General features: G+C 58.9%; 22 protein-coding genes. 4 read left to right on the top strand and 18 right to left on the bottom strand.

The window, feature by feature from the left end; all coding sequences use genetic code 11:
* Window positions 1-391, top strand: a 391-nt coding sequence (locus tag Q8K08_RS11660) for a hypothetical protein (protein WP_305250166.1), incomplete at its 5' end; no start/stop codon positions are given.
* Window positions 392-463: 72 nt separating this feature from the next.
* On the opposite strand, the gene Q8K08_RS11655 is transcribed toward Q8K08_RS11660, so the two are convergent.
* Complete coding sequence (locus Q8K08_RS11655; RefSeq protein WP_305250161.1) at window positions 464-1,372, bottom strand: glycosyltransferase family 2 protein; 909 nt, start codon at window positions 1,370-1,372, stop codon at window positions 464-466.
* A 93-nt stretch (window positions 1,373-1,465) separates the two neighbouring features.
* Between Q8K08_RS11655 and Q8K08_RS11650 the strand changes: the two genes are divergently transcribed.
* Window positions 1,466-2,941, top strand: a complete 1,476-nt coding sequence (locus Q8K08_RS11650; protein ID WP_305250160.1) for a rhamnan synthesis F family protein — start codon at window positions 1,466-1,468, stop codon at window positions 2,939-2,941.
* A 253-nt stretch (window positions 2,942-3,194) separates the two neighbouring features.
* Entirely contained in the window at window positions 3,195-4,190 is a 996-nt protein-coding gene (locus Q8K08_RS11645; protein WP_305250159.1) for a hypothetical protein, read from the top strand.
* A gap of 241 nt (window positions 4,191-4,431) precedes the next feature.
* On the opposite strand, the gene pstA is transcribed toward Q8K08_RS11645, so the two are convergent.
* The 16 genes from pstA to uxaC form a co-directional block, all read right to left on the bottom strand.
* Window positions 4,432-5,712, bottom strand: a complete 1,281-nt coding sequence (gene pstA / locus Q8K08_RS11640) for a phosphate ABC transporter permease PstA (RefSeq protein WP_305250158.1) — start codon at window positions 5,710-5,712, stop codon at window positions 4,432-4,434.
* A 12-nt stretch (window positions 5,713-5,724) separates the two neighbouring features.
* Complete coding sequence (gene pstC, locus Q8K08_RS11635) at window positions 5,725-7,101, bottom strand: phosphate ABC transporter permease subunit PstC (RefSeq protein WP_304797309.1); 1,377 nt, start codon at window positions 7,099-7,101, stop codon at window positions 5,725-5,727.
* Window positions 7,102-7,165: 64 nt separating this feature from the next.
* Complete coding sequence (locus tag Q8K08_RS11630; protein WP_305250157.1) at window positions 7,166-8,203, bottom strand: substrate-binding domain-containing protein; 1,038 nt, start codon at window positions 8,201-8,203, stop codon at window positions 7,166-7,168.
* Window positions 8,204-8,419: 216 nt separating this feature from the next.
* Window positions 8,420-9,226 carry a 5-deoxy-glucuronate isomerase gene (iolB, locus tag Q8K08_RS11625; RefSeq protein WP_305250155.1) on the bottom strand — a complete coding sequence of 269 codons (807 nt, stop codon included), beginning with the start codon at window positions 9,224-9,226 and terminating at the stop codon, window positions 8,420-8,422.
* A 52-nt stretch (window positions 9,227-9,278) separates the two neighbouring features.
* Window positions 9,279-10,172: a myo-inosose-2 dehydratase gene (gene iolE / locus Q8K08_RS11620; protein WP_305250154.1), complete on the bottom strand. Its 894-nt coding sequence runs from the start codon at window positions 10,170-10,172 to the stop codon at window positions 9,279-9,281.
* Complete coding sequence (gene iolD, locus Q8K08_RS11615) at window positions 10,169-11,992, bottom strand: 3D-(3,5/4)-trihydroxycyclohexane-1,2-dione acylhydrolase (decyclizing) (RefSeq protein ID WP_305250153.1); 1,824 nt, start codon at window positions 11,990-11,992, stop codon at window positions 10,169-10,171. The genes iolE and iolD overlap by 4 nt, the downstream gene beginning before the upstream one ends.
* Window positions 11,993-11,995: 3 nt before the next feature.
* Window positions 11,996-13,894, bottom strand: coding sequence for a 5-dehydro-2-deoxygluconokinase (gene iolC, locus Q8K08_RS11610; RefSeq protein ID WP_305250152.1), 1,899 nt, complete (start codon window positions 13,892-13,894; stop codon window positions 11,996-11,998).
* Complete coding sequence (gene iolG, locus Q8K08_RS11605) at window positions 13,894-14,895, bottom strand: inositol 2-dehydrogenase (protein ID WP_305250150.1); 1,002 nt, start codon at window positions 14,893-14,895, stop codon at window positions 13,894-13,896. Before iolG ends, iolC begins: the two co-directional genes overlap by 1 nt.
* Before the next feature lie 354 nt (window positions 14,896-15,249).
* On the bottom strand, window positions 15,250-16,674 hold the full coding sequence (locus Q8K08_RS11600) for a mannitol dehydrogenase family protein (protein ID WP_370654088.1): 1,425 nt from the start codon (window positions 16,672-16,674) through the stop codon (window positions 15,250-15,252).
* Window positions 16,652-17,374, bottom strand: coding sequence for a 2-dehydro-3-deoxy-D-gluconate 5-dehydrogenase KduD (gene kduD / locus Q8K08_RS11595; RefSeq protein ID WP_304796526.1), 723 nt, complete (start codon window positions 17,372-17,374; stop codon window positions 16,652-16,654). Before kduD ends, Q8K08_RS11600 begins: the two co-directional genes overlap by 23 nt.
* The gene (gene kduI, locus Q8K08_RS11590) at window positions 17,371-18,195 is read right to left on the bottom strand and encodes a 5-dehydro-4-deoxy-D-glucuronate isomerase (RefSeq protein ID WP_304796530.1); all 825 of its coding nucleotides are present in this window, start codon (window positions 18,193-18,195) and stop codon (window positions 17,371-17,373) included. The genes kduD and kduI overlap by 4 nt, the downstream gene beginning before the upstream one ends.
* Window positions 18,196-18,206: 11 nt before the next feature.
* Complete coding sequence (locus Q8K08_RS11585) at window positions 18,207-18,515, bottom strand: cupin domain-containing protein (RefSeq protein ID WP_304796532.1); 309 nt, start codon at window positions 18,513-18,515, stop codon at window positions 18,207-18,209.
* Between the two features lie 7 nt (window positions 18,516-18,522).
* Complete coding sequence (locus tag Q8K08_RS11580; RefSeq protein ID WP_304796535.1) at window positions 18,523-19,803, bottom strand: TRAP transporter large permease; 1,281 nt, start codon at window positions 19,801-19,803, stop codon at window positions 18,523-18,525.
* Window positions 19,803-20,330, bottom strand: a complete 528-nt coding sequence (locus Q8K08_RS11575) for a TRAP transporter small permease (RefSeq protein ID WP_304800192.1) — start codon at window positions 20,328-20,330, stop codon at window positions 19,803-19,805. The genes Q8K08_RS11580 and Q8K08_RS11575 overlap by 1 nt, the downstream gene beginning before the upstream one ends.
* A 100-nt stretch (window positions 20,331-20,430) precedes the next feature.
* Window positions 20,431-21,414 (bottom strand): TRAP transporter substrate-binding protein, encoded by a 984-nt coding sequence (locus Q8K08_RS11570; protein WP_305250148.1) that lies wholly within the window; start codon window positions 21,412-21,414, stop codon window positions 20,431-20,433.
* 25 nt (window positions 21,415-21,439) lie between these two features.
* On the bottom strand, window positions 21,440-22,846 hold the full coding sequence (uxaC, locus tag Q8K08_RS11565) for a glucuronate isomerase (protein WP_305250147.1): 1,407 nt from the start codon (window positions 22,844-22,846) through the stop codon (window positions 21,440-21,442).
* A gap of 100 nt (window positions 22,847-22,946) precedes the next feature.
* Between uxaC and Q8K08_RS11560 the strand changes: the two genes are divergently transcribed.
* Window positions 22,947-23,678 (top strand): GntR family transcriptional regulator, encoded by a 732-nt coding sequence (locus tag Q8K08_RS11560; protein WP_304797040.1) that lies wholly within the window; start codon window positions 22,947-22,949, stop codon window positions 23,676-23,678.
* 18 nt (window positions 23,679-23,696) lie between these two features.
* On the opposite strand, the gene Q8K08_RS11555 is transcribed toward Q8K08_RS11560, so the two are convergent.
* Complete coding sequence (locus Q8K08_RS11555; RefSeq protein WP_305250146.1) at window positions 23,697-25,022, bottom strand: aspartate aminotransferase family protein; 1,326 nt, start codon at window positions 25,020-25,022, stop codon at window positions 23,697-23,699.
* Between the last annotated feature and the right edge of the window lie 191 nt (window positions 25,023-25,213).

Genomic DNA, 25,213 nt, shown 5'->3' with positions numbered 1-25,213 from the left:
GCACCCCGTGGCTCTTGGGGAAAAAGGGTTTAAGCCGAGCCATCTGCTCGTCAGTCAGCCAGTAGAGGTTGCTCATGGATCGGTCTCCTTGCGGAGCCTGAATCACGCCAACAACCTGAAATCAATGGGTCTGGAGCCTAGATTCGGGGGAGACTCTTGGGACGGATTTGAGGTCCCTCTGAACGAAGATCGTGAAATCTACTTGTTGGTCGTACGGTCTTTGGATGGTGATGTTCTCTTGAGGGAGTTTTTGGAAAAACAAGAATTCACCTTCACTCTTGATCGGCGGCTGGAAGCCGGAGTTGTCGGATTATATTCCGTAGAAGTTTCCCAGGTATCTTCCGTATATGGCATTGGCCCTAAAACAGTTTGTGTTGTGGAGTACACATAACAGGTCTTTGGGGGAGGCATCTTACCGGAACTGCTTTCTTTGTTGAGGGGTAACTTAACCAAAGCCTCTCCTTTAAACCCTACCGATTGCTGCGGCCAGCCATAGTGCGGCCTGAGAAAAGCAGCCTTGCCGGTAGAACTGCCCCCCCCACATCGCCTGCAGCCGATGCACAACGCTGCCCTCGACCAGCTGTCGGAATGTCTCCAGATGAACGCGATTTTCTACGGTCAGCAGGCTCGTGCAGTTTGAGAGCGCCGCAATGTTCTGGCGGCTCCATGTGCTTTGTTGCCCTTGTAGCATGCGCTTGATACTTGCAAGCCGTGCACGCATTCCTTCATTTGCACCTACCACATTGCTGTCGTGTTGGCGATACCTGAGTGTGGGGTCTTTGTCGTAGATCACGCGTCCGCCGGCACCAGACACGATCTGATAGATGAACCAGTCGTGCATAACGATCTGCCCGCTTGTCCTGAGGGCGGATTGCATCAGATGCTTTGCGGTTTGGTTCATGACAATTGTATTGCCCTGCACAAGGTTTTGCACCAGCGCGTGGCGGAAGGACGCAGGGCGTTTCGGCCTGCGTGACATCCCCGCCGGCTTCAATTGCGCGTCACAGATTTCTACCCGGCTGCAATACAAGGCGGGAGTCTGGGCGGGGACGGTGGCAAGGGTTGTCACGGCGCGCGCCAGCTTGTTGCTGAACCAAACATCATCCTGATCTGCAAGCGCGACATAGCCTTGCGTCTCAACCGACGTCAGCAGCGCGCAGAAATTGGCAACCGCGCCTTGGCCTGGGCCAGTCTGCAGGGCCACCCGTCCGGGGAAGGCATTGGCAAAATTGCGGATGATCTGCGGCCCGCAATCAACTGACCCGTCATCACTGACAACCAGATCCCAGCTCACGTCAGTCTGCGCGGCGATGCTGTCAAGCTGTTGCTGCAAGAAGCGCTCGCCTTGGTACAGGGCCAGCAGAACGCTCACTTTGGGCAGCGCGGCGTTTGCACTGTCAACGATGGCCCTAACCCTCACAGTTGTATCCGTACCGCCATCCAAACTTCCCGACCCGGAGCAGCTTTGGCGCTGGCGGGCAGGATGTATTGGCCGGGACGTTACTCTATCAGCGCCACATCTTTATGCAAGTGCGCTGCTTTTGGGGGGCGGATTGGTCCTGTGCAGATCAGGTCGGCGGAGTTGCTCGCCAAGAGTACCGCACTGGTTGAACATCATGGTGTTTCAAGTCATAGAACAGCCGAAACCTGCCCCGCCAAGAAAGTGTTACTCATTATGAATGTGCTTGCCCGTATCAACTCAGCTCTGCTTTACCCTTTTGCGCGCGTGATCGTTGGAGCGCAGTCCAACGTTCAGCGCATCAAGACGATGAACAAAAAGCACAAAGTCATCTTTGAGGCCCCCTATGCCGGGCAGCCGATCATGTTGTTGGCTCTTTATCAAAAGGGGCGTTTGCGGCCTGATTTGATTCGTCTGGTGCAGGCAGCGCGGCAGCAGGGCATCTATGTTCTTGGGGTCAACACGCTTAAGGTGAAGGCACCTGAAGAGCTGGAGGGGGTGTTTGACTGCTATATTGAGCGTCCGAATTTTGGCCGCGACTTCGGCAGCTACAAGACCGGGTTCCTGCACTTTTTCGCGCGCAAATGGGAACAGACCTGCCCGCGTTTGCTGATGCTGAATGACAGCGTGTATTATTCTACCCGCGGGCTGGATAAATTTCTGACCGATATGATCACGTCAGAGACGGAAGTTTTGGGCAGCACCGAGAATTACGAGATTGAATATCACCTTGGGTCATTCGCCATTGCAATGGCGCAATCGGTTCTGAAATCAGAACGGTTCCGTAAATATTGGAAATCGTATCGCCTGACAGATGTGCGGCCATTGGTGATTATCCGTGGGGAAATGAAGCTTTCCAGAGTCCTTAAGCGTTGTGTATCGACGCCATCGCAGTTCAAGGCTCTGTATAGTTCTGTGCGCTTTTTGGAAATGATCAAAGAGTGTCCAGAACTTCAGAATACCATGATAATAGACAGCCGCACCAGCACGCTTGTTGACTGGCCGCGGTTTGGAGTGAAGGCAATTAACAAGCTACTTGCTGATCGTTTTATTACTCGCCGCTACATACTTGATGATGAATTAGATGTTTCCGTTGAGGCAGACATTAAAGATCTCAATGAGGATATCCTCATAGCTGGGCGTGATGACTTCGCCAACTATTTGCTACGAAACGTAAAAAACAAATCCGCTGCATTTGATGACATTCTAAACGAAACCTTTGCCGCTGTTGCGTCTGAAACCTTTATGCTCGGCAGCCAGATACATCAAAACGCTGCGGTGCTTCTGGAAATTGGCCTGCCCATCATCAAGCTGGATGGGCTTTATCGTGGTATGTTCAACAACTATGACATTCTAAGATTGCAGAATAAGTTGCAGGAGACTGAGGCTCGTGAACTCAGTGCGCTGCTTTTGGACCGTCCTTTCGGGGGGCAAATGCTTATTGGTTGGAAGCGTTCAGCGTTCATGAAGGGATTGATATAATGATAAATCTCATGCCCGTTGTCGAGGACTCCAATCCCCTTCTTGTTTTTATTCATGTTCCGAAGACATCTGGATCGACTGTGAGCTGTGTGTTGTCGGAGTCTGAACTTGCGGGAAGGAATCACATTCATAAATGTTTTCACAAGCCGTCCGCGCTTCAAGCCGACATTCGCCAACCGGCACACCACTTGGGGAATGTCGGATATACCGTCAAGGCAAACAAAATCGTTAAGAAGATTAAGGTTGATATGCAATGAAGGAGCTTATTCTTCACGTCGGTCGTAGCAAATGCGCCAGTAGCACAATTCAGAAGTTTTTGAGCAATAATCCCATAATAAAACAAAAAGGTTTTGAACTATCGTATTATTGCATAGCTAGAGATGGCGGCATCTTGTCAGGTGATGCAATTAGATCCTCTGCTATTAAAAGCGCACATGGCTATGCTGTGAGTAGTATTAACTTTACTGATCCAGCTGACTTCTTTCAGGGCATAAAAAGTATTCAACTTCAATCTGGTCCGAACGAATCAGTTGTGATCAGCAACGAAGGATTAGGCGATGCTTGGGTCTACGAAGACTGGGCCGCCCGGCTAGACGATTTGGGCATACCGATTCGTGTTTTCATGTTAACAAGACCCCCAGTGGATTGGATTAACGCTAGCTGGTGGCAGTGGGGCTGTTGGGAAACCAATGATGTGAAAGATTGGTTTAACAGAGTTCGGAAGACCATGAATTTTAACACTGGTTATGAACAATGGGCGAAAGTTAACAATCTTTCCGATCTCTTCGTTGCAGATATCTCACAAGGCCCGCTGTCCTTGTTTCTAAAGTTTGCAAAAATTGAAGGGTTTGATTTTGATCCAAATGACAGTACCAATATTGGTTCAAGCGCTGATCTGCTGAGATTTTTATTGTTGAATAGAGAAATATTTGGACGCACGACACACGACGCAACAGTCGAATTCGCCCTTAATTCTAAGCTTAAATTCAGAGGGCGAAAGGCCCCGTTTGTGCTTAGCGAGGCCATGGTAGAAGAGGCTATTGAATTAAGTCGCGCAGATCATTTGCTTCTACTGGATAGAATGCACTGGTCAGACAAAACATCAAGAGACAACATAGTGAATAAGTACACCTGTTCTTCCTCCTATGAGGCCATCGCTCAGAATTTTTCTTTGAGTGAATTCTTGATGGAAAGCTTTGATCCAGATTTCAGTCGAGAGATAAAAGAAGTCTTGTGTTTTAGGACTTAACTAGGACAGCGTGAAGCTTCGATCTTCAATCGAACAGCTCGCTCCGAAGTTATACCTCAAACGGCAGGGTCAAAGCAATTTTTTGAGGTTGAAAGGATTGGTGGCTCCTACCCGCCCACCATGCATCCTGCGCAAGTCGTCTGTCCCTACAGGGGCAAGCTCCTACACCCTCAAAAAAGCGGCGGGTCATCATGACCCGCCGCTTTTGTCGTTGTGCCGCCTGACGCGCAGCGGGGGGCTGCTACCACTTCCGCTCGAACCGCGAGCGCAGGTAGATGGCGACAGCGTTCATCGTTACCAGAAAGCCCAACAGCACCAGAATGGCCGCCGAGGTCCGGCTGACAAACCCACGCTCGGGGCTGTCGGCCCAGATAAAGATCTGGGTGGGCAGGGCGGTAGAGCTGTCAAACGGGCTGCCGGGGGCGGCGGTGATAAAGGCGTTCATCCCGATCAGCAGCAGCGGTGCGGTTTCCCCCAGCGCCTGTGCCAGACCGATGATCGTGCCGGTCAGGATACCGGGCATCGCCAAGGGCAGGACATGGTGGAACACCACCTGCTGACGGCTGGCGCCCAACCCAAGGGCGGCCTCACGGATCGAGGGCGGCACCGCTTTGAGTGCCGCGCGGGTGGCGATGATGATGGTGGGCAGGGTCATCAGCGCCAGCACCAGACCACCGACAAACGGGGCGGATCGCGGCATGCCAAACCAGTTCAGAAACACCGCCAGACCCAGCAGACCGAACACAACCGACGGCACAGCGGCAAGGTTGTTGATGTTGATCTCGATAAAGTCGCTGATCTTGTTCTTGGGGGCAAATTCCTCAAGATAGATCGCGGCGCCAATGCCGATGGGAAAGGCCAGCAGAAAGCAGGTCAGCAGCGCGTAAAAGCTGCCCATCAGCGCGCCTTTCAGCCCTGCCAGTTCGGGAAAGCGGGAATCGGCGTTGGTGATCAGGGCGGTGTTGAGCGGTTTCGTGATGCGGCCGTCGGCTGTCAGAGTGTCAAAGGCCGCGATTTCGGGGTCTTTCAGACGGCGGTTCACCTCGGGCGTGTTGCGGTCGATCAGCCCCTTGTTCAGCTGGTCATAGGGGTCGCTGGTGGGCACCGTCATCTCAACCGTCTGGCCGATCAGGGACGGGTTGGCCACCACCATGTCGCGCAGCCGGAACTGGGCCGCGTTGGACAGGATACCGGCCATTTTGCGGGCCTCGTCGGGTTCCATCCCCGGCAGAGCCACCACCATTGCATCCTGCACCAGACCGCGCCAGTTGGCGGCGGCGATGTTGTCGGGGTTCACCTTTTCTGCCGAGACGGCAAACTGCATTTTGATATGGGTTTGGGTGAACGCCTGCCAACCGGTGGACACAAGCGAGCTGACCAGCAGAAAGAGCATCAGAAAGGCAATCGAGAGTGCGCCGATGCCAAGGCCCTGAAGAACCCACTGCGACCGCTTGCGTCGTGCAAGGTTGGCCTTGGCCTTGGTCGAGCCCCACCGGGTGTTGTGGTTTGAAATATCGGTCATTTGGGGCGGTCCTTAATCGTAGACTTCGCGGTATTTGCGGACGATCCGCAAAGCGAAGACGTTAATCACGAGGGTCACGATGAACAGCATCAGACCCAAGGCAAAAGCGGCCAGTGTTTTGGGGTTGTCAAAGGATGTATCGCCGATCAGCAGGGTGACGATCTGCACGGTTACTGTGGTCACGCTGTCCAGCGGGTTGATCGTCATGGTAGCAATCAGACCCGCCGCCATCACCACAATCATGGTTTCCCCAATCGCGCGGCTCATCGCCAGCAGGATACCACCTACAATGCCGGGAATGGCGGCCGGAAACAGCACCTTCAGCACGGTCTCAGACCGTGTGGCCCCAAGGGCAAGCGAGCCGTCGCGCAGCGATTGCGGCACGGCGGACAGCGCGTCATCGGCAAAGGACGAGATAAACGGGATCAGCATGATCGCCATGACCCCACCCGCAGCAAGCGCGGTGTTGGGCGACATCACAATGCCCCAGGCCGATGCAGATTCGCGCAAAGCAGGCGCCACGGTCAGCACGGCGAAGAAGCCATACACAACCGTCGGCACCCCGGCGAGAATTTCCAGCAGCGGCTTTGCCACCTTGCGCACACCAGCCGAGGCAAACTCGTTCAGGTAAATTGCTGAAAACAGGCCGATCGGCACCGCGACCAACATCGCGATTGTGGTAATAACCATGGTGCCAAGGATCACCGGCAACCAGCCAAACGCCCCGGCACCGGCAACCTGATCGGCGCGCATCGGGATTTGCGGCTCCCAGTTGGTGCCAAACAGAAATTCGCTCAGCGGCACCATGGAAAAGAAGCGCGCGCTCTCAAACACCAGCGACAGGACGATCCCGGCGGTGGTAAGGATGGCAACAACCGAACACGCGATCATCAACCCGTTGATGATGCCCTCAACCCCTTGGCGGGCACGGAATTCAGACGCCACACGCTTGCGCGCAAAGACCAGCATTGCCGCCGTAATGGCAGCCAGAACCGCCAGCATCAGCCAGCTTGAGGTCGCGCGCAGGGTAATCAGGCGCTCGGACGCGGCGATTTTCCAGTCTTCGGGCGTGCCAAAGGTCAGACCGCGCGACAATTGGGCGATCTCGGCCATCACCAACTGACGTTGGCCACTTTCAAGCCCGGTCATCGCGTCAGCCGGCAGGCCGGACAAGATCATCGCGTTGATGACATTGCCCTGAAGCGTCAACCACAGGATCAGCACGACAAATGCAGGTACAAAAATCAACAAGGCGGAAAATCCGCCATGGAACTGGGGCAGGGAATGCAGGGCTTGACCGCCCGCTCTGATCGAAAGCGCGGCCTGCCGGTTCAGAAGAAACCCGAACAACGAGACAGCGAGTAAAAGGCCGAAGGCGAAAAGCGTCATGCTGCACCCAAAGGGAAATTAAAAGAATGCCGCCCGCGCGTTGGGCGCGGGCGGCATCGAAGCCTTATTCAATCGCTTCGAACTTTACTGCGTCGGCGGTGTTCTTTTGAACTTCTACCAGTTTGTCGGCGGCCAGAACGGTCAGACCGCGCTCTTGCTGATAACCACCAGCTGCCAGAGCGGTGTCGGACACGAATTCCTGAATGAACTCGTTAAAGCCGGGGATCACGCCGCGATGTGCGTTCTTGATGTAGACAAAGATCGGGCGCGCAACACCGTATTCAAAGCTGGCGATGGTTTCCGGATTTGGCTCGACGCCGTTGATGGCGATGCCCTGCAGCTTGTCGAGGTTCTCATACAGGAACGAATAGCCGAAGATGCCGACGGCGTTCGGGTCAGCTTCCAGACGCTGAACGATCAGGTTGTCGTTTTCGCCGGCTTCAACAAAAGGACCATCCTGGCGCATACGCGAGCAGTTTTCGGTAACCCAAGCGCCATCAAAGCCGCCATCCTTGACGAATGGCAGGGCTTTGCAGCCGTCATGCATCGTCAGTTCAACAAAGGCGTCACGGGTGCCGGATGTGGGTGGTGGGCCGTAAGCCAGGATAGGGGTGGCTGGCAGGGCTGCGTCGATATCGGACCATGTCTTGTATGGGTTGTCTTTCCACTCGCCATCAACCGGAACCTGAGCGGCCAATGCCAGATAGATCTGCTCTTCGGTCAAAGCCCAGTCATGGGTGGTGGCGCGCGATACGGCGATGGAAAGACCGTCATATCCGATCAGGACTTCTGTTACATCGGTCACGCCGTTCTGCACGCACAGGTCATATTCCGATTTCTTCATGGCGCGTGAAGCGCCGGTCATGTCGGGGAAGCCTTCGCCGATGCCTTCACAGAAAATCTTCATGCCGCCGCCGGTGCCGGTCGATTCGACAACAGGTGCTGACATACCGGTGGCATTGGCAAAGTTTTCGGCAGCGGCCTGGCTGTAAGGGAACACGGTCGACGAGCCGACAACCCGAACCTGATCGCGTGCTGCGGCAGCGGTTGCCGAAACGGCGACCATCGCCAGAACTGACGCCGTGATGTGAAGTGATTTCATGGAACTCTCCTGAATGTCTGGTGACCGACGACTCGGCCTGCGCCTTGCCTAAAGCGTGTCGATGACGCTCATAAAACAGTTATGTGAAAGCTTGATGACACTCGCCGCAGCACCTGAAACCTGCTTGGACCGGATCACGCACGCCATGAAAAAGCCCGGTCCTGGGACCGGGCCAAATGGGCAAAGCTGCCCCAAACTCTTGTAAATAATCTGAAATCAGGCGTCGCGCTTAGCGATCCAGTCGTGGTCAGGGTGGTTCTGGAACCGCCAGTTGCGCAGCGGCCCGGCCATCACGTTGAGATAATACATCTCATAGCCATAGGGTGACCCGCAGGGGTGGTGGCCACGCGGCACCAGCACCACATCGCCATCCGCCACCGCCATCGTTTCATCCAGACTGCCATCTTCGGTGAACACGCGCTGGATGCCAAAACCCACGGATGGGTTCAGACGGTGGTAATAGGTTTCCTCCAGATAGGTCATGTGGGGGAAGTTGTCTTCGTCATGCCGGTGCGGCGGATAGCTGGACCAGTGGCCGGGCGGGGTGAACACTTCTGTCACCAACAAACTGCCCGCCACATCGCGTTCTTCCATCGCGATGGCATTGATATGCCGGGTGTTGGTGCCCTTGCCGCGTACAAGCTGCGGCACACCTTCTGGCCCGATCACGGCCGCCGCATGTTTGCCAGCCCCCGGCGCCGTGCAAAGCGCCAGCGTCAGCGGTGTCGTGGCCGTCACCGCCCAGTCTGACCCTTCGGGCAGGAAGACCGCATGGGGCGGCGTTTTCTCAAACACGCTCAGGCGATCCCCGCGCACGCCCCAATCGTGCCCGCCACCGGAAAACTGGCCCTTGCCTTCAACAAAGACGAAGATTGCCTCACGATCCTCCAGCGCGCCGCTGGCGGTATCGCCCGTCTCCAGCCGGTAAAGCTGAAACCCTACATACCCCCAGCCTGCGCTTTCGGGGGTGATGTCATGCACCTTACCCACAAGGCCCTGCGGCTTTATCAAGAGATTACTCATCGTGCACCTTCCCAAAAACGTCGGTGGGGGCTGCCCCCTTATATTGTCTGGCTCAGATCAACCCGGCCTGCGCAGACAACCGTTTCAGTGTCGCCAGACCCAGCGTCTGATACAGCAGCGGGTTGCGTGCATCGGGGTCTTGCTCGGCTTCGATCACGATCCAGCCATCATAGCCCACGTTGGCCAACACCTGCAAAAGCGGAGCGAAATCAATGCCACCGTCCTGATCGCCGGGCACGGTAAAGGCCCCGGCCACCACGCCTTGCAAAAACGACAATCCCTCGGCCCGCACCCGCGCGGTGATGGTGGGGCGGATGTTCTTGGCGTGGAAATGGCGCACACGCGCGGCATGGCGGGTCAGCACCGCCACCGGATCACCGCCGCCAAAGGCGCAGTGCCCCGCATCGAACAACAAATGCGTGTGCGGCCCGGTCGCATCCATCAGCGCGTCGATATCTTCGGGAGATTCAACGATCGTGCCCATGTGGTGATGATAGACCAGCGTGATGCCTTGCCCCGTCAGATAGGCGGCAAACGCCTCCAGCTTCACGCCAAACTCCACCATTTCCGCATCCGACAGGCGCGGGCGGTCATTTACCGGGCAGGGCGCCCCAAGAATGGCGTTTGACGTCTCGCACACGATCATTACGGTGCAATCATTGTGCTTGAGCTTGGCCAGATGCGCCTGACAGGCGGCAATCTCATCCTCGACCGATCGCACCAGCAGGTTGGTGGAATACCAGCCCGAGATAAACACCAGCCCATAGTCGGCCAACAGCGCGCGCAGGGCCTCTGGCTCATCGGGCCAGCGGTGGCCGTTCTCGATCCCGTCAAAGCCGATCTGGCGGCCCGCTTCATCCAGAATGCGGCTGGTGGCGATATTGGCCCCGATGGTCTGGTCATCATCATTGGCCCAGGCGATGGGGTTGGTTCCAAAGCGGATCATGCTTGGTCTTTCCGTTGGGTTTCATACTGCGCGCGCACCTCGGCCATACCGGGGCGGGGGCTGATTTCGGGCACCGCCACATCCCACCAGTTCCCGCCATGCGGTGTACTGGGGTAGGGGTCGGTGTCTATCACAATTACATAGGGGCCTTTGACCGCATCGCGCTTGGCAAGTGCGGCCTCCAGCCCGGCAATCGACGTGACCTTGACCGCCGTGGCCCCCATCGCGTTCGCATGTGCGGCAAAGTCGATCCGGGGCTGGGTCTCTATGTTGGCATGAGCATAGAGGTTGTTAAACTCTGCCCCGCCCGTGCCCATTTGCAGCCGGTTGATGCAGCCGTAGCCCCGGTTGTCGGTGATGACGACGGCAAAGCTTATCCCCATCATCGCAGCAGTCGCCATTTCCGAGTTCATCATCATATAACTGCCATCGCCCACCATGCAGATCACATCGCGGCCCGGTTGCGCCATCTTGATACCCATGGCCCCGGCAATCTCATAGCCCATGCAGGAAAAGCCGTATTCCATGTGATAGGCTCCGGCGCGTGGTGCTTTCCACAGCTTGTGCAACTCACCCGGCATGGTGCCAGCCGCGCACATCACCACGGTTTCCATGTGGCTTGCGCGTTGCACGGCACCGATCACCTGCTGGTCGGTTGGCAGGGAGTTTGCATCGCCCGGTGCGTCGGTCAGCGGGTCAACGGCGGCAAACCACGCTGCTTTCAGCCCCTTTGGCGGGGGCTGGCAGCGGTGGTCGCCAAGCGCGGTTTGCAGCAATTCCAACGCGACACGCGCATCGGCGCACAGCGGTTCGGCCCCATGTTTCATCGCATCATAGGCGGCGACGTTGATCGACACCAGTTTGCGGTCCTTGTGCTTGAACAAGGCCCACGACCCTGTGGTGAAATCCTGAAAGCGTGTGCCGACGCCAAGGATCAGATCTGCACTTTCGCACACCGCATTGGCGCTGCTGGCCCCGGTCACACCAACAGGGCCAAGGTTCAGCGCATGGTCCCACGGCAGCGCCGATTTTCCGGCCTGCGTCTCGACCACCGGAATATCAAAGCGCTGTGCAAACGCGGCCAATGCCGCATCCGCGCCCGAGAAATGCACCCCACCCCCGGCGATGATCACCGGGCGCTTGGCCGCACGGATCAGGGCGGCCACACGGTCCAACTCGACCGGGTCGGGATGCGGGCGGCGGGTGCGCCAGACGTTCGGCGTGAAAAAGGCTTCAGGCCAATCATATGCCTCCGCCTGCACATCCTGACAAAAGGACAGGGTGACAGGGCCACACTCAGCCGGGTCGGTCATGGTGCGCAGCGCGCGGGGCAGGGCTGTCAGCAACTGCTCCGGCCTTGTAATGCGGTCGAAATAGCGGCTGACCGGCCTGAAACAATCATTGACCGACAGGCTGCCATCGGTGGCATCCTCAAGCTGTTGCAGCACCGGGTCAGGGCCACGCCCGGCAAAGACATCCCCCGGAACGAACAGCACCGGCAGGCGGTTGACATGGGCCAACCCAGCCGCCGTGATCATGTTCAGTGCCCCCGGCCCGATAGACGAGGTGACCGCCATCGCGCGGGTGCGCCGCATCTGCTTTGCATAGGCAATCGCCGCATGGGCCATTGATTGCTCATTCTGGCCGCGCCATGTGGGCCATGTGTCCTTCAGCCCGTGCAGAGCCTCGCCGATCCCAGCCACATTGCCATGGCCAAAAATCGCCCACACGCCCGCAAGATAGGTCTCGCCATCCTCATTCAGTTGCGCGGACAGATAGCGCATCATCGCCTGCGCGGCGGTCAGTCGGATCGTGGCCATTGTCTATCCTTTCGCTGCCCGGCTGGCATCCCAAAGGGCGCATAGCCGGGTGTAGGTATCGGCCATCATGGTGACCGCCTGTTCGGGGGGCGTGGTTCCGGCCATAAAGCCCGCCGCCGCGTCGGCAAAGATAGTGCGGCCAACGGCAAAACCTTTGACCAGATCGAAGCGGGCGGCAGCGGCGAAGCTGGCGGCAAGCCTGTCCTCCGACTCTCCAAGGCCCAGCACCACTATGCCGCGCGTGTGCGGGTCGTTGCAGGTAATAGCATCGCAGGCGGCCTGCCATGCGGCGTCCGATTGCATCGGCTCCAGCTTCCACCAGTCCGGGAAGACGCCGATGTCATAGAACCGCTGGATCACGTCTGCGGTTGTCTGATCGGTGACGGCCCCGGCTTTCGACGGGATCACCTCCAGCAAAAACTCCAGCCGGTTGCGGCGTGCGGCGTGGAACAAACGGGTGACTGTGGTCTCTTGGTCGGCCTTCATCGTAGCGCTGTCGTCGGGGTGGTAAAAGCACAAAACCTTGACCACATGCGCCAGCGGCCATTCGGACAGCCCGCCGAAATCAGGCCCAAGCTCTGGCTCCAGCGTCAGTGGACGCGAACCTGGCCATTCCACCGGACGGCCAATCCAAAGACCGGATTCCGCCGCAGCATGCAGCGCATCGCGCCCCAAACGGTTGTCGCACAGGATGCCGTAACCGGGGCGGCCCTGTTGAACCAAATGCGCAGATTTCAGACACAATTCTTTGAAAACGCCTATTTTTTTGATATTCGCACCCGGCAGATTTTCCAGCTGCATCCGATGGTCAAAGGCGAAGACGCGCATATCGGGCCAATCGCCGGTCCGGTTGGTGGACCAGTGGATTTGCTCTAGGGCAACGTCATGGCGCAGGGCCGGGTTGACCACGCCGCGGGCAAAGAAGAACTGCAGCTCCTCCCAGGACGGATAGGCGGGCGCGCAACCATGGCGTGATACGGCAAAGGCACCGCAAGCATTGGCATATTTCAGCGCCACCGGCCACGCCTCACCATCCAGCCAGCCCTTGAGCAGGCCCGACATGAACCCGTCACCCGCGCCCAGCACGTTGAACACCTCGATGGGAAAGCCGGGTCCGGCCTCGCCGTCATCAAGGCTGCCCGGAATATCGGCGGTAAAGGCAACAGCCCCCATCGGTCCGCGTTTGCACACCAGCGTGGCACCAGACACCGCCCGCACCGCGCGCAACGCAGCGATGGTATCGGTGGTGCCGCCTGCGATGTGGAACTCTTCTTCCGTGCCGACGATCAGATCGAACAGGTGCAGCGTGGATTGCAGCTTGGCGGTAACAGCAGCGGATTCGATGAACCGGCTTTCGCCATCGCCATGCCCGGCAAGCCCCCAAAGGTTGGGCCGATAGTCGATATCCAGCGCGGTCTGCGCGCCATTATCGCGCGCGAGGTGCAGCGCTTTCATCACCGCAGCTTCAGTCCGGGGGTGCGAAAGATGGGTGCCCGTCGCCACCACCGCCCGCGCACGGGCGATAAAACCGGGGTCGATGTCATCTTCACACAGTGCCATGTCGGCGCAGTTTTCGCGGTAAAAGATCAGCGGAAAGCGATGCTCGTCGCGGATGCCCAGCAGCACAAGTGCCGTCAACCGCTCTGGGTCGGTCTTGACGCCATCCACGCAGACGCCTTCGCGCGCAAGCTGTTCGCGGATAAAGCGGCCCATGTGTTCATCGCCCACCCGCGTCAGCAGGGCCGATTTCAACCCCAGCCGTGCGGTTCCCACCGACATATTGGTGGGGCTGCCGCCAACGTATTTCTGGAAACTGGCCATATCCTCCAGCCGCCCGCCGACTTGCGCGCCGTAAAGGTCAACCGAACTGCGGCCGATGGTGATAAGGTCCAGATCCCGCATCACAGAACCTCTGCCAATTTGACCATGCGCCCCTCGGCGACCGATTTCAGCGCGGCCTCGGCCAAGGCAAGCGCCATCAGGCCATCATGCCCGGTGGTGGGCGTTGGCGCGCCTGATGCCACTGATGCCACAAAAGCCGCGATTTCGTTGGCATAGGCGGCGGTATAGCGCGACATAAAGAAGTTCAGCAGCGGGGCCGCATGGAACCCGTCCTTATCGGCCAGCGTAATGCGGTTTTCGCCGTGGTTTTCGGCGGCCACCATGCCCGTGGACCCCAGCACCTCTATCCGCTGATCATAGCCATAGACCGCGCGGCGGGTGTTGGTGATGATCGCTTGCGTGCCAGAGGCCGTCCGCAGGATCACGTTTGCGCTGTCAAAATCGCCCAACTCACCAATTCGCTTGTCGACCAGAACGGAAGCCGAGGCGAAAACTTCGGTCACTTCCTCGCCCAACAGCCAGCGGGCGATGTCGAAATCATGGATCGTCATGTCGCGGAACATGCCACCAGAGCGGGTGATGTATTCGGGGGGCGGCGCGCCAGGGTCGCGGCTGGTGATTGTGACCATTTCCACGCGGCCAACCTTGCCCGCATCAATTGCGGCTTTTACGGCCATGAAATCAGGGTCAAAGCGACGGTTGAAGCCGACCATCAGCGTGCCTTTGGCATTCGCCACCGCCTTGATGCAATCCTTGACGCGGGCCAGCGACAGATCGACCGGCTTTTCGCAGAAAACGGCCTTTCCGGCGGCGGTAAAACGCTCGATCAGGTCGGCATGGGTGTCGGTTGGGGTGCAGATCACCACGGCATCGACATCGGGGCTGGCAAGGATCGCGTCAATTGTGCGGACATCGCAGCCATAGGCATCTCTGATCGCCTGCGCGGCGGCAGGAACCGGGTCGGCGATGGCCACAAGGCTGGCACCGGGAACGGCGGCCACTGCGCCTGCGTGAACCTTGCCGATGCGGCCTGCGCCAAGGATTGCGAATCTGACGGTCATGGTGGTCCTTTTCTGCCCGGCGTATCTGCACGGGGCGACGTGATGTCGGGTGGCGCTGTCATTGGACATAACCCACTGAATGACAGGCATAAAATGCCGATAGCCAGTGAAGGCCAGTCAAAGCGTGAATGATGTAGAACGCAGCGCCTCCCCTAGCTGCGAGTTGCGCGAAAGGTGCGTCAGACGGTGTCTTTGGTCAACGGGTCAGCAGGCGCTATCCATCATTTCTGACGAAATAGCGCGCATGGAATGACGAAAATCCATCATTTCACTGAAAGGGTTTGGCCCGGTTCACGGACAGGGTGGCAAAAGGGGCGATGACAGGCCCATCGGCCATGTCATCGCCCCAATGCGTCAGGCCAGCGTCTCCATCGCCGCCTTGGCCCCTTGGTTCACCAAGGTTGCATAAGCGTTGCGCAGGGGCTGCTCTAGCCTGTTTGCCAATGCTTCGGGGAACACCGCGCGCAAGCCAAGCAGCGCGCCGACCGGATCGGCTGAGGTTGCAGCCTCGCGCAGACGGGGGGCGAGTGGATCTTTGACCTCAATCGGGGCCCCGGTCAGATCGGTGCCGCGCACATAGATCATCCATGCCGCCACCGCCAGCATCAGGCCGGGGCAGGGGCGGCCTGCCTCAAGGTTCGTCTCCAACGTGCCAAGGATTCGCTGCGGCAGTTTCTGGCTGCCATCCATCGCGATCTGCCAGGTGCGGTGGCGGATCGACGGATTGGCATAACGCGCGTGCAAGGCGCCCGCATAATCCGCAAGACTGACACCTTCGGGCGGGGTCAGCGCCGGGATAATCTCACGCGACCACAACGATTGCACGAAACGGTCCAGCACAGGGTCAGCCATGCAATCGGCAATGGTTTCATGGCCCGACAGATACCCCAGATAGGCCAGCGACGAATGGGTGCCATTCAACATGCGCAGCTTCATGTGCTCATATTCGGTGACATCCGCCACCATTTGCACACCCACCGCGCCCAGATCGGGGCGCAACCCGCCGATGAAATCATCCTCTACCACCCATTGCCGGAACGGTTCGTGCAGGACCGGGGCCGCATCCTGCGCGCCGATCAGCGCCGCCACCCGCGCGATGTCTTCGGGCTTGGTGGCAGGCACGATGCGGTCAACCATGGTGGAGGGAAAGCGGCACTCTGCCTGTATCCAATCGGCCAGTGCAGGATCAATGGCGCGCGCAAGGTCCAGCACCACGCCGCGCACGACTTGGCCGTTGTTGGGCAGGTTGTCGCAGGTCAGCACGGTAAAGGCAGCAAGCCCGCGCGCATGTCGCAAGGCCAAAGCGCGCACCAGAAAACCGGGGGCCGAAACGGGCAGGGCGGTGGCCAGGTCATGCAGGATATCGGGGTGCCGGAGATTCAGCCGCCCCGTTGAGGGCTCGTGGCAATACCCCTTTTCGGTGACCGTCAGGCTGACAATCTTTACCCCCGGATCGGCCATCGCCTCCAGCACCGCGCCGGGGTCTTCACGCGCGACAAGCACGCCCTGCACCGATTGCACATGGCGCAGGGTCTCGCCATCCGGCCCCAGCTCCAGTGCCGTATAGGTGCCGCCCTGCGGGGTCAGCTGATCGCGCATCGTGGTTGATTGCAGCGACACGCCAAGGATGCCCCAGTCGCCACCCGAGGCCGACATGGCTTCCTCGATGTACACAGCGCCATGGGCACGGAAAAACGCGCCAAGGCCAAGGTGAACGATGCCCACCGGAACGGCAGGGGCACTTCGGGTCAGGCGATCAGCGGGCAAGCCAGCCTCCATCAACGTTCAGAACCGCTCCGTGAATATAGGCGGCGGCAGGAGAGGACAGGAACACGGCGGCCTCACCGATATCATCCGCGCGGCCCCAGCGTCCGGCGGGAATTCGGTCCAGAATGGCCGCGTTGCGCGCGGGGTCTGCACGCAGGGCTTGCGTGTTGTTGGTCTCGATATAGCCGGGCGCGATGGCATTCACATTGATCCCCTTTGCTGCCCATTCATTGGCCAGCAGTTTGGTGATCCCCGCCACACCATGCTTGGACGCGGTATAGGAAGGCACCCGGATGCCACCCTGAAACGACAGCAAGGATGCGATGTTCACAATCCGCCCACCGCCCCGCGTCAGTGCCGCGCGTGCAAAAGCCTGACAGGTGAAGAACACCGCCTTAAGGTTCACATCCATCACCGCATCCCAGTCTTCTTCGGTGAACTCCACCGAGTCCGCGCGGCGAATGATGCCCGCATTGTTCACCAGAATGTCGATGGGGCGGCTGGCGAACACGTCACGCGCGGCCATCGGATCGGCAAAGTCCAGCTGCAACGCCTCACCGCCCGTGATCGCCACGGTCTCGGCGCAAGACGACCGCCCCGCTGCAATCACATGCGCACCAGCCCGCGCCATGGCGGCGGCTATGGCCTGACCGATGCCGGTATTGGCCCCGGTGACAAGCGCTGTCTGGCCGGACAAAGAAAACGGGTTCACCGCAAATCCTCCATCTTCACCATTTCCACATCGCGGTAATCCACATTGTCGCCCGCCATCGCCCAGACAAAGGTATAGCTGGCCGTGCCCGCGCCACAGTGGATCGACCATGGCGGCGAAATCGCGGCCTCTTCATTCGCAATCACCAGATGCCGGGTCTCGGCCGGGTCGCCCATGAAGTGAAACACCCGCTGGCCCTCGGGAATGTCGAAATACAGATACGCCTCCATCCGGCGGTCGTGCAGGTGGGCTGGCATCGTGTTCCAGACCGAGCCACCATGGAACTGGGTATATCCCAGCACCAACTGGCACGAGGTCATCACCTCGGGGTGGATGAACTGGTTGATGGTGCGGTGGTTCACGGTTTCGGCCGCGCCCAGCGTGACTTTTTTGGCATCCTCCAGCTTTATCAGGCGCGCCGGATAGGCGTGATGCGCCGGGCAAGAGTTGATGTAGAATCGGCCCTGACCCGCAAAGGTGACAGCCCCCGCGCCCATCGGCAAGTAAAGCACATCGCCCTTGGACAGCGCATGAGTCTCACCGCCCGCCGTTACAGTGCCATCGCCGCCGATGTTGACGATGCCCATTTCACGACGGTCCAAAATGCTGGCAGTGCCCGCTTCCTTGACCTGATCCAACACCAGATCCTTGCCTGCCGGCACCGCGCCGCCAACAATCATCCGGTCGTAATGCGTATACAAAAGCCGGACCTGGCCGTCCTGAAACAACCCCTCGCCATGAAAATTGGCACGCAGGGCGGTGGTGTCCATGCCCTTGGCCTCATTGGCGGAAATTGCCTGACGGGTTTCAACAGTCAGCATAGGGTATCCTTTCAGAGAAAATCATTCCGACGGGGGGTGAACCCGTCGATCAGTGTGCCGGGCTCAAGGCAGACGCAGCCATGAACGGCGTTGGAGGGGATGACAAAAGCATCACCCGGCCCCACTTCGAAATCGCGCGCTTCAACCGTGAACCGGAACCGCCCCGATTGCACAAAAGTCGATTGCACATGGGGGTGATGGTGCAGCGCGCCCACAGCCCCAGCGGCGGCAAAGCGGAAGGCCACGGTCATCAGCTCAGGCGCATCGGCCAACACCTGCCGCGTCACGTTCTCACCGGTTTCAACAATAGCATAGGTCATAGGGGCCTCAACGGAACAGGGCTGGCAGCCACAAGGACAGTGCCGGGATGTATGTGACAAGCATCAGGGTTCCAAAGGCCGCGCCATAGAACGGCCAGATCGTGCGTACCGCCTGCCAGACGGAAATCTTGCCAACCGCACAGCCGACAAACAGCACCGCGCCGACAGGTGGCGTGCAAAGCCCGATTCCAAGGTTCAGCACAAGGATCACCCCGAAATGCACCGGGTCCACCCCAAAGGCCACGGCTACAGGCAGGAAAATCGGCGTGGTGATCACGATCAGCGGCGACATGTCCATGAAGGTGCCAAGGATCAGCAGGATGACGTTCATCAACAGCAGGATCACGATCGGATTGTTGCTGACGCTTTGCATCAGCGCAATCATTGCCGTTGGAACCTTCAGATATGCCAGAAGCCAACCAAAAGATGCCGCGCATCCGATCACTAGCAATACCATCGCCGTGGTGCGCACCGCCGCCTTGACCGCGCCCACGAAATCGTTCCAGCCCATGGTGCGATAGGCCAGTGTTGTCACTCCCAGCGCGTAAATCGCCGCGATGCACGACGATTCTGACGCGGTGAACACCCCAGACCGCACTCCGCCAAAGATAATCACAATCAGCATCAGCCCCGGAATGGCAGCGATCAACAGGTGGCCCAGCACAACCCAGCCCGGAAACGCCTCTGTCGGATAACCCTTCTTGCGCGCCACCCACCATGCCGCCGCCGCCAGTGCCAGCGCAAGCAAGATGCCCGGAATGATCCCTGCGGTGAACAGATCGGCAATCGACAGGCGACCGCCGGCCGAGATCGAATAGATGATCATGTTGTGGCTTGGCGGCAGCATCAGCGCGATGATAGAGCTGACCACGGTGATATTGACTGCATAATCAACGTCATAGCCGCGTTCCTTCATCTGCGGCACCATCAGCCCGCCGATGGCCGAGGCATCTGCCGCGGCTGATCCCGAAATGCCGCCGAACAGCACGGATGAGGCAATGTTGACCTGCCCCAAACCGCCCCGGAAGTGCCCCACCGCAGCCCCTGCCACCGCAATCAGCCGCCGGGCAATGTCGCCGCGCACCATCACCTCACCGGCAAAGATGAAAAACGGAATCGCCATCAGCGCAAACACTGACACGCCGGAATTCAGCCGCTGGAACACCACCACCGGCGGCAGGCCCAGATACAGCACCGTGGCGAAGCTGGACACGCCCAGACAGAACGCCACAGGTGTCCCGATCGCCAACAGCAGCGCGAAGGTGCCAAAAAGAACCCAAAGCTCCATCACGCCACCTCTTCGAGTTCAGTTTCGCCAAAGCGCGCCGTCGGCAATCCCGCCGCCCGCCGCGCCAGACGTTCCAGTGAAAAAATCACCATCAGCACGCCGCCCACCACCAGCGGGATGAAATCCACCGCCCCGGTGATGCCAAGCGAGGGCAGGGTGATACCGTAAGCCGACACCATCAACTGCCCGCCAAACCAGACCATGCCGACCCCAAAACCGGTAACCACAAGGTCTGACAGCGAAAACAGCACCATCTTTACCCGGTGCGACACCAGATACAGCAGGATGTCGAATGATAGGTGATAGCCTTCGCGGATGCCAACAGCAGCCCCCAGAAAGATGAACCATCCCATCAGGATCACCGCAGCCGGCTCGCTCCAGATGATGGAATCATTCAACAAATAGCGGAAAAATACCTGTGCCCCGATGATAGCCGTCATGGCAACCAACCCGGCCCCCGCCACCCAAAGGGCAGCTTTCGCGACATAGCCCAGCCAGACGGCAAGCGTCTTCAAACCCGGTTGCATCAATGGCCTCCTGCTGCGTGCGACGCTCATTCATCTTGGTCAAAATACTCCACAGGGGGGCCGGGGGGAGTGAATCCCCCGGTCCTGTGGCTGGGTCAGATCACTCGGTCGCTTGAATGCGCTGAACCAGATCCTGCAGCTTTGGCGTGTTGGCGTGCTTTTCATACACCGGCACCATCGCCTCGATGAACGGGGTCTTGTCGATATCCGAGATCACCTCGACCCCCGCCGCGCGGACTTTTTCTTCCGACACCTTTTCACGCGCAGCCCAAAGCTCGCGGTTGACGGGGATGGAATCCTTGGCGGCTTGCTTGACCAGCGCCTGATCCTCGGCGCTCAGCTTGTCGTAGCTGGCCTTTGACATCACCAGTACCTCTGGCACGATCAGGTGCTGGTTCAGGGTGTAATAGCCCGCAACTTCATAGTGGCCCGACGACTCGAACGATGGCCAGTTGTTTTCAGCCCCATCAATCACCCCGGTCTGAATGCCGGAATAGACCTCGCCATACGGCATCGGGGTCGCATTGGCGCCAAGGGCGGTCATCATGTCCACAAACACATCTGACTGCATCACGCGGATTTTCATGCCCTTCAGGTCGTCAACCGAGGTGATCGGCTTTTGCTTGTTGTAAAACGACCGTGAACCACCGTCAAAATAGGCCAGACCAACAAAGCCATGCGGCTCAAACGCGGCCAGAATCTCGTCGCCGATCGGACCATCCATCACGCGGTGCATGTGGTCGGTGCCGCGGAAGATAAAGGGCAGCGAGACGACCTTGGTTTCTTCAATGATGTTGTTGAACGGACCCATCGACACACGGTTAAAGTCGATCACGCCGAACTTGGTCTGCTCGATTGTGTCCTTCTCCTCGCCCAACTGGGCCGAATGGAACACTTCCACGCAAATGCGGCCCGCACTGCGCTCTTTGAGCAATTCGCCCATATGCTTGACCGCGTCCACGGTCGGATACCCGTCGGGGTGCGTGTCCGACGATTTCAGGGTCACTTCGCATTCGGCAAAAGCTGCCCCTGCAAAAGCCACAGATGCCAGCAGGGCAGCGGCCAAGGTGTTGAATTTTTTCATTGTAGTCTCCTCCCGTTGAATGGCTTCACAGCCGGTAGGCTTGTTTTGCAAGCCGGTATGCAAGGTCGTGTGCGACCTCGTATGCATCGCCCTCAGCCAGCCTGCCGGTGCGGACAAGCGTGGCGAGAAAGGCGCAATCCACGCGGCGGGCCACATCATGGCGCGCGGGAATCGAAAGATAGGCGCGGGTGTCGTCGTTGAAGCCCACTGTGTTGTAAAAGCCCGCCGTTTCGGTGGTCATCTCGCGAAAGCGACGCATGCCTTCGGGGCTGTCGTGGAACCACCATGCCGGCCCCAGCTTCAGCGCCGGATAGACCCCGGCCAGCGGCGCCAGTTCACGGGCGTAAGACGACTCGTCCAGCGTAAACACAATCACTGACAGGCGCGTATCCATGCCCACTGCGTTCAGCAGCGGGCGCAGGGCGGTCACGTAATCGGTGCGGCCCGGTATATCGAACCCCTTGTCGCGGCCAAACATCGCCTGCACCGTGTTGGAATGGTTGCGCCGTGATCCGGGGTGGATTTGCAGCACCAACCCGTCATCAAGGCTCATCCGCGCCATTTCGGTCAACATCTGGCCGCGAAATGCATCGGCCTCGTCGGCGGAACATGCGCCGCGCAGGGCGTGCGCGAACAATTGCGCCGCCTGATCCGGGGCCATATCTTCGGTGCGGGCGGTGGCGTGGCCGTGGTCAGATGACGTGCAGCCGTAGCTTTTGAAAAACGCCCGCCGGATGCGGTGCGCGGTCAGATAGCCCGCCCATGTTGCGGTATCTTCGCCGGTCATTTCGCCCAACAGGGCCACATTCTGGGCAAAGCCCGGAAATTCCGGGTCCACCACGGCATCGGGGCGGTAGGCGGGAACAACACGGCCCTGCCAGCCGCTGTCGCGGATCTGTTGGTGCCAAAACAGATCGTCCAGCGCGCCATCGGTGGTAGAGATCACCTCGATATTGAACCGCTCATACAGCGCGCGGGGGCGAAAGGCGGGGGTGGCAAGGGCGGCGTCTATCCGGTCGTAATAATCATCTGCTGTGGTTGCAGACAGCGGCACATCAAAGCCGAACACGGTCTCGAACGCGTGATCCAGCCACATGCGAGACGGCGTGCCCCGGAACACATGATAATTCTGCGCAAACAGGTGCCAGATCTTGCGGCCATCCGTTTCGACCGGGCCACCATCGGCGCGCGGAACCCCCAGATCGGTCAGCGCGATGCCCTGCGAACACAGCATCCGGAACACGTAGTGGTCGGGCGTGACAAAAAGTTGCGCCGGGTCGGGAAAGGCGTCATCGGTGGCATACCACGCAGGGTCAGTATGGCCGTGCGGGCTGATGATCGGCAGGTCGGCGACCGTGTCGTAGAGCGCGCTTGCAAGTCCACGAGCGCCTGATTCGATGGGGAAAAGCCGATCTTTGTCCAGCAATGTCACGTATTTTTTCCTCCCCCTCGTGCTTGGTGGGCGAAAGACGCTTTTCAAGTCACATGCAAACTAATATGCTAGTATGCGAAACCTGTCAACGGAGCGAGAGATGGCCGAAAGCACGCTTCTAAAACTTCTGGAGCCGGTTCAGCGGCCTTCTGTGACGGATACGGTGTTTGAAGAACTGCACCGCCAGATTCTTGCCCTTGACCTGCCCCCCGGCACCAAGATGTCAGAGGTGGATGTGGCAAAGGGCATGGGCGTGTCACGCCAGCCGGTGCGCGATGCGTTCTACCGGCTGTCAACGCTGGGCTTTCTGACCATCCGCCCGCAACGCGCCACCGTCATTTCTGCCATTTCCGAGGCGGCGGTGATGCAGGCGCGGTTCATCCGCTCGGCCATCGAGGCGGAAACGGTGCGGATGGCTTGCGAGCGTCTGAGAGATGATGACCTGACCGCGCTGGACGATGTGCTTGAACAGCAGCGCCTGGCGGCTGATGCGCGTGATCCGGTTGCCTTTCACGCTCTGGACGATCTGTTCCACCGTGAGATTTGCGAGCGTAGCGGCCACGGCTTTGCCTGGGACATCATCCGCGAGAACAAGGCGCATATGGACAGGGTACGGTTTTTGTCGCTGTCCTTCGCCTCAAAGGATGCCTACGGCGACCATCTGAAAGTCATGGCGGCGCTGCGTGACCGGGACGCCTTGCGTGCGATGGCGGCGATGCACGCACATCTGTCACGGATCAAAGTGCAGATCCGCCGCATCCGTGCCGAGCACGAGGCGTTTTTCGAGGGCGATCCTGCCCCCGAAACGCTGTGGCCAGTCACAGATATTTAACCGGGTGATCGCGCACGCTTAGTCCAGCGATTTCAGCACATCGGCCAGCGTGCCGATCAGCGTGTCAATCTGGTCGCGTGTGATCATCAGCGGCGGTGACATGGCGATGATATCGCCTGTTGTGCGGATCAGGATGTTTTTGTCGTAAGCCGCCAAAAACGCGCTGAACGCCCGTTTTGTAGGCTCGCCTGCAATCGGATCCAACTCGACCGCGCCGATCAGACCCATGTTGCGCACGTCGATAACATGACGTGAGTCGCGCAAGCTGTGCAGTGCATCTTCCCAATAGGGCGCGATTTCGGCGGCACGTTCAAACAGCGCTTCTTCCTTGTAGGTCTCCAGCGTGGCTATTCCGGCGGCCGATGCAATGGGGTTGCCGGAATACGTATAGCCATGGAACAGCTCGATCATGTTCTCGGGCCCGTCCATAAAGGCGTCGTGCAGTTCTGCCGTGGTCAGCACAGCCCCCATGGGGATCACCCCGTTGGTCAGGCCCTTGGCGGTGGTCATCATGTCGGGCAACACGTCGAAATACTGCGAGGCAAAGGGCGCGCCAAGACGGCCAAATCCGGTGATGACCTCATCAAAAATCAGCAAGATACCGTGCTTTTTGGTGATCGCGCGCAGCTTTTCCAGATACCCTTTAGGCGGCAGTATCACCCCTGTTGACCCTGCAACGGGCTCCACGATGACCGCCGCGATGGTTTCCGCGCCGTGCAGCGCCACCAGCTTTTCCAGATCATCTGCAAGATACGCGCCATGTTCCGGCTGACCGCGCGACCAGCGGTTGTTATCCGGCAGATGCGTATGAGGAAGATGGTCCACCCCATTGAGAAGGCTTCCAAAATGCCGACGGTTGTTGACGATGCCGCCAACCGAGATGCCGCCAAAGTTTACCCCATGATACCCACGTTCCCGCCCAATCAAACGGGTGCGGGTGGCCTGACCCTTGGCGCGGTGGTAGGCGATTGCCAATTTCAACGCAGTTTCAACGCTTTCCGAGCCAGAGTTCGTGTAAAATACATGCTCAATGCCCTTGGGCGCAATCTCGATGATGCGGTTGGCCAGTTCGAACGCAACCGGGTGGCCCATCTGGAAGGCCGGGGCATAGTCCAGCTCTGCCGCTTGCCGTTGGATCGCCTCGGTGATTTTGGGGCGGCAATGGCCCGCGTTGCAGCACCACAGACCCGCCGTTCCGTCCAGCACCTGACGGCCATCAGAGGTGGTGTAATGCATGTCCTTTGCCGCAACGAGCATCCGCGGGTTTTTCTTGAACTGGCGGTTTGCGGTGAAGGGCATCCAAAAAGCATTCAGGTCGTTCGGGGCTTTGCGATCCAGCGCCATGGCGAGTGGGGTTCCTGTTGGGGCGGCCTTGCGGCGCGCGAATGGGTTTTGACCGGATGGTCAGATGTTGCTATCACCAAGGGCAGGCCAGTCAAGCCCTCGCCCTGATCGCGATGATCTTAGCATAGTCAGCCTTCGTTCTGCCAATTGCATGATGGCGCGTTCTGCGCCAACCTGACACACCGGACGCA

The organism is Pseudotabrizicola sp., from assembly GCF_030684215.1.
Lineage (GTDB): Bacteria > Pseudomonadota > Alphaproteobacteria > Rhodobacterales > Rhodobacteraceae > Pseudotabrizicola.
This window is presented reverse-complemented; position numbering and strand designations above follow the sequence as displayed.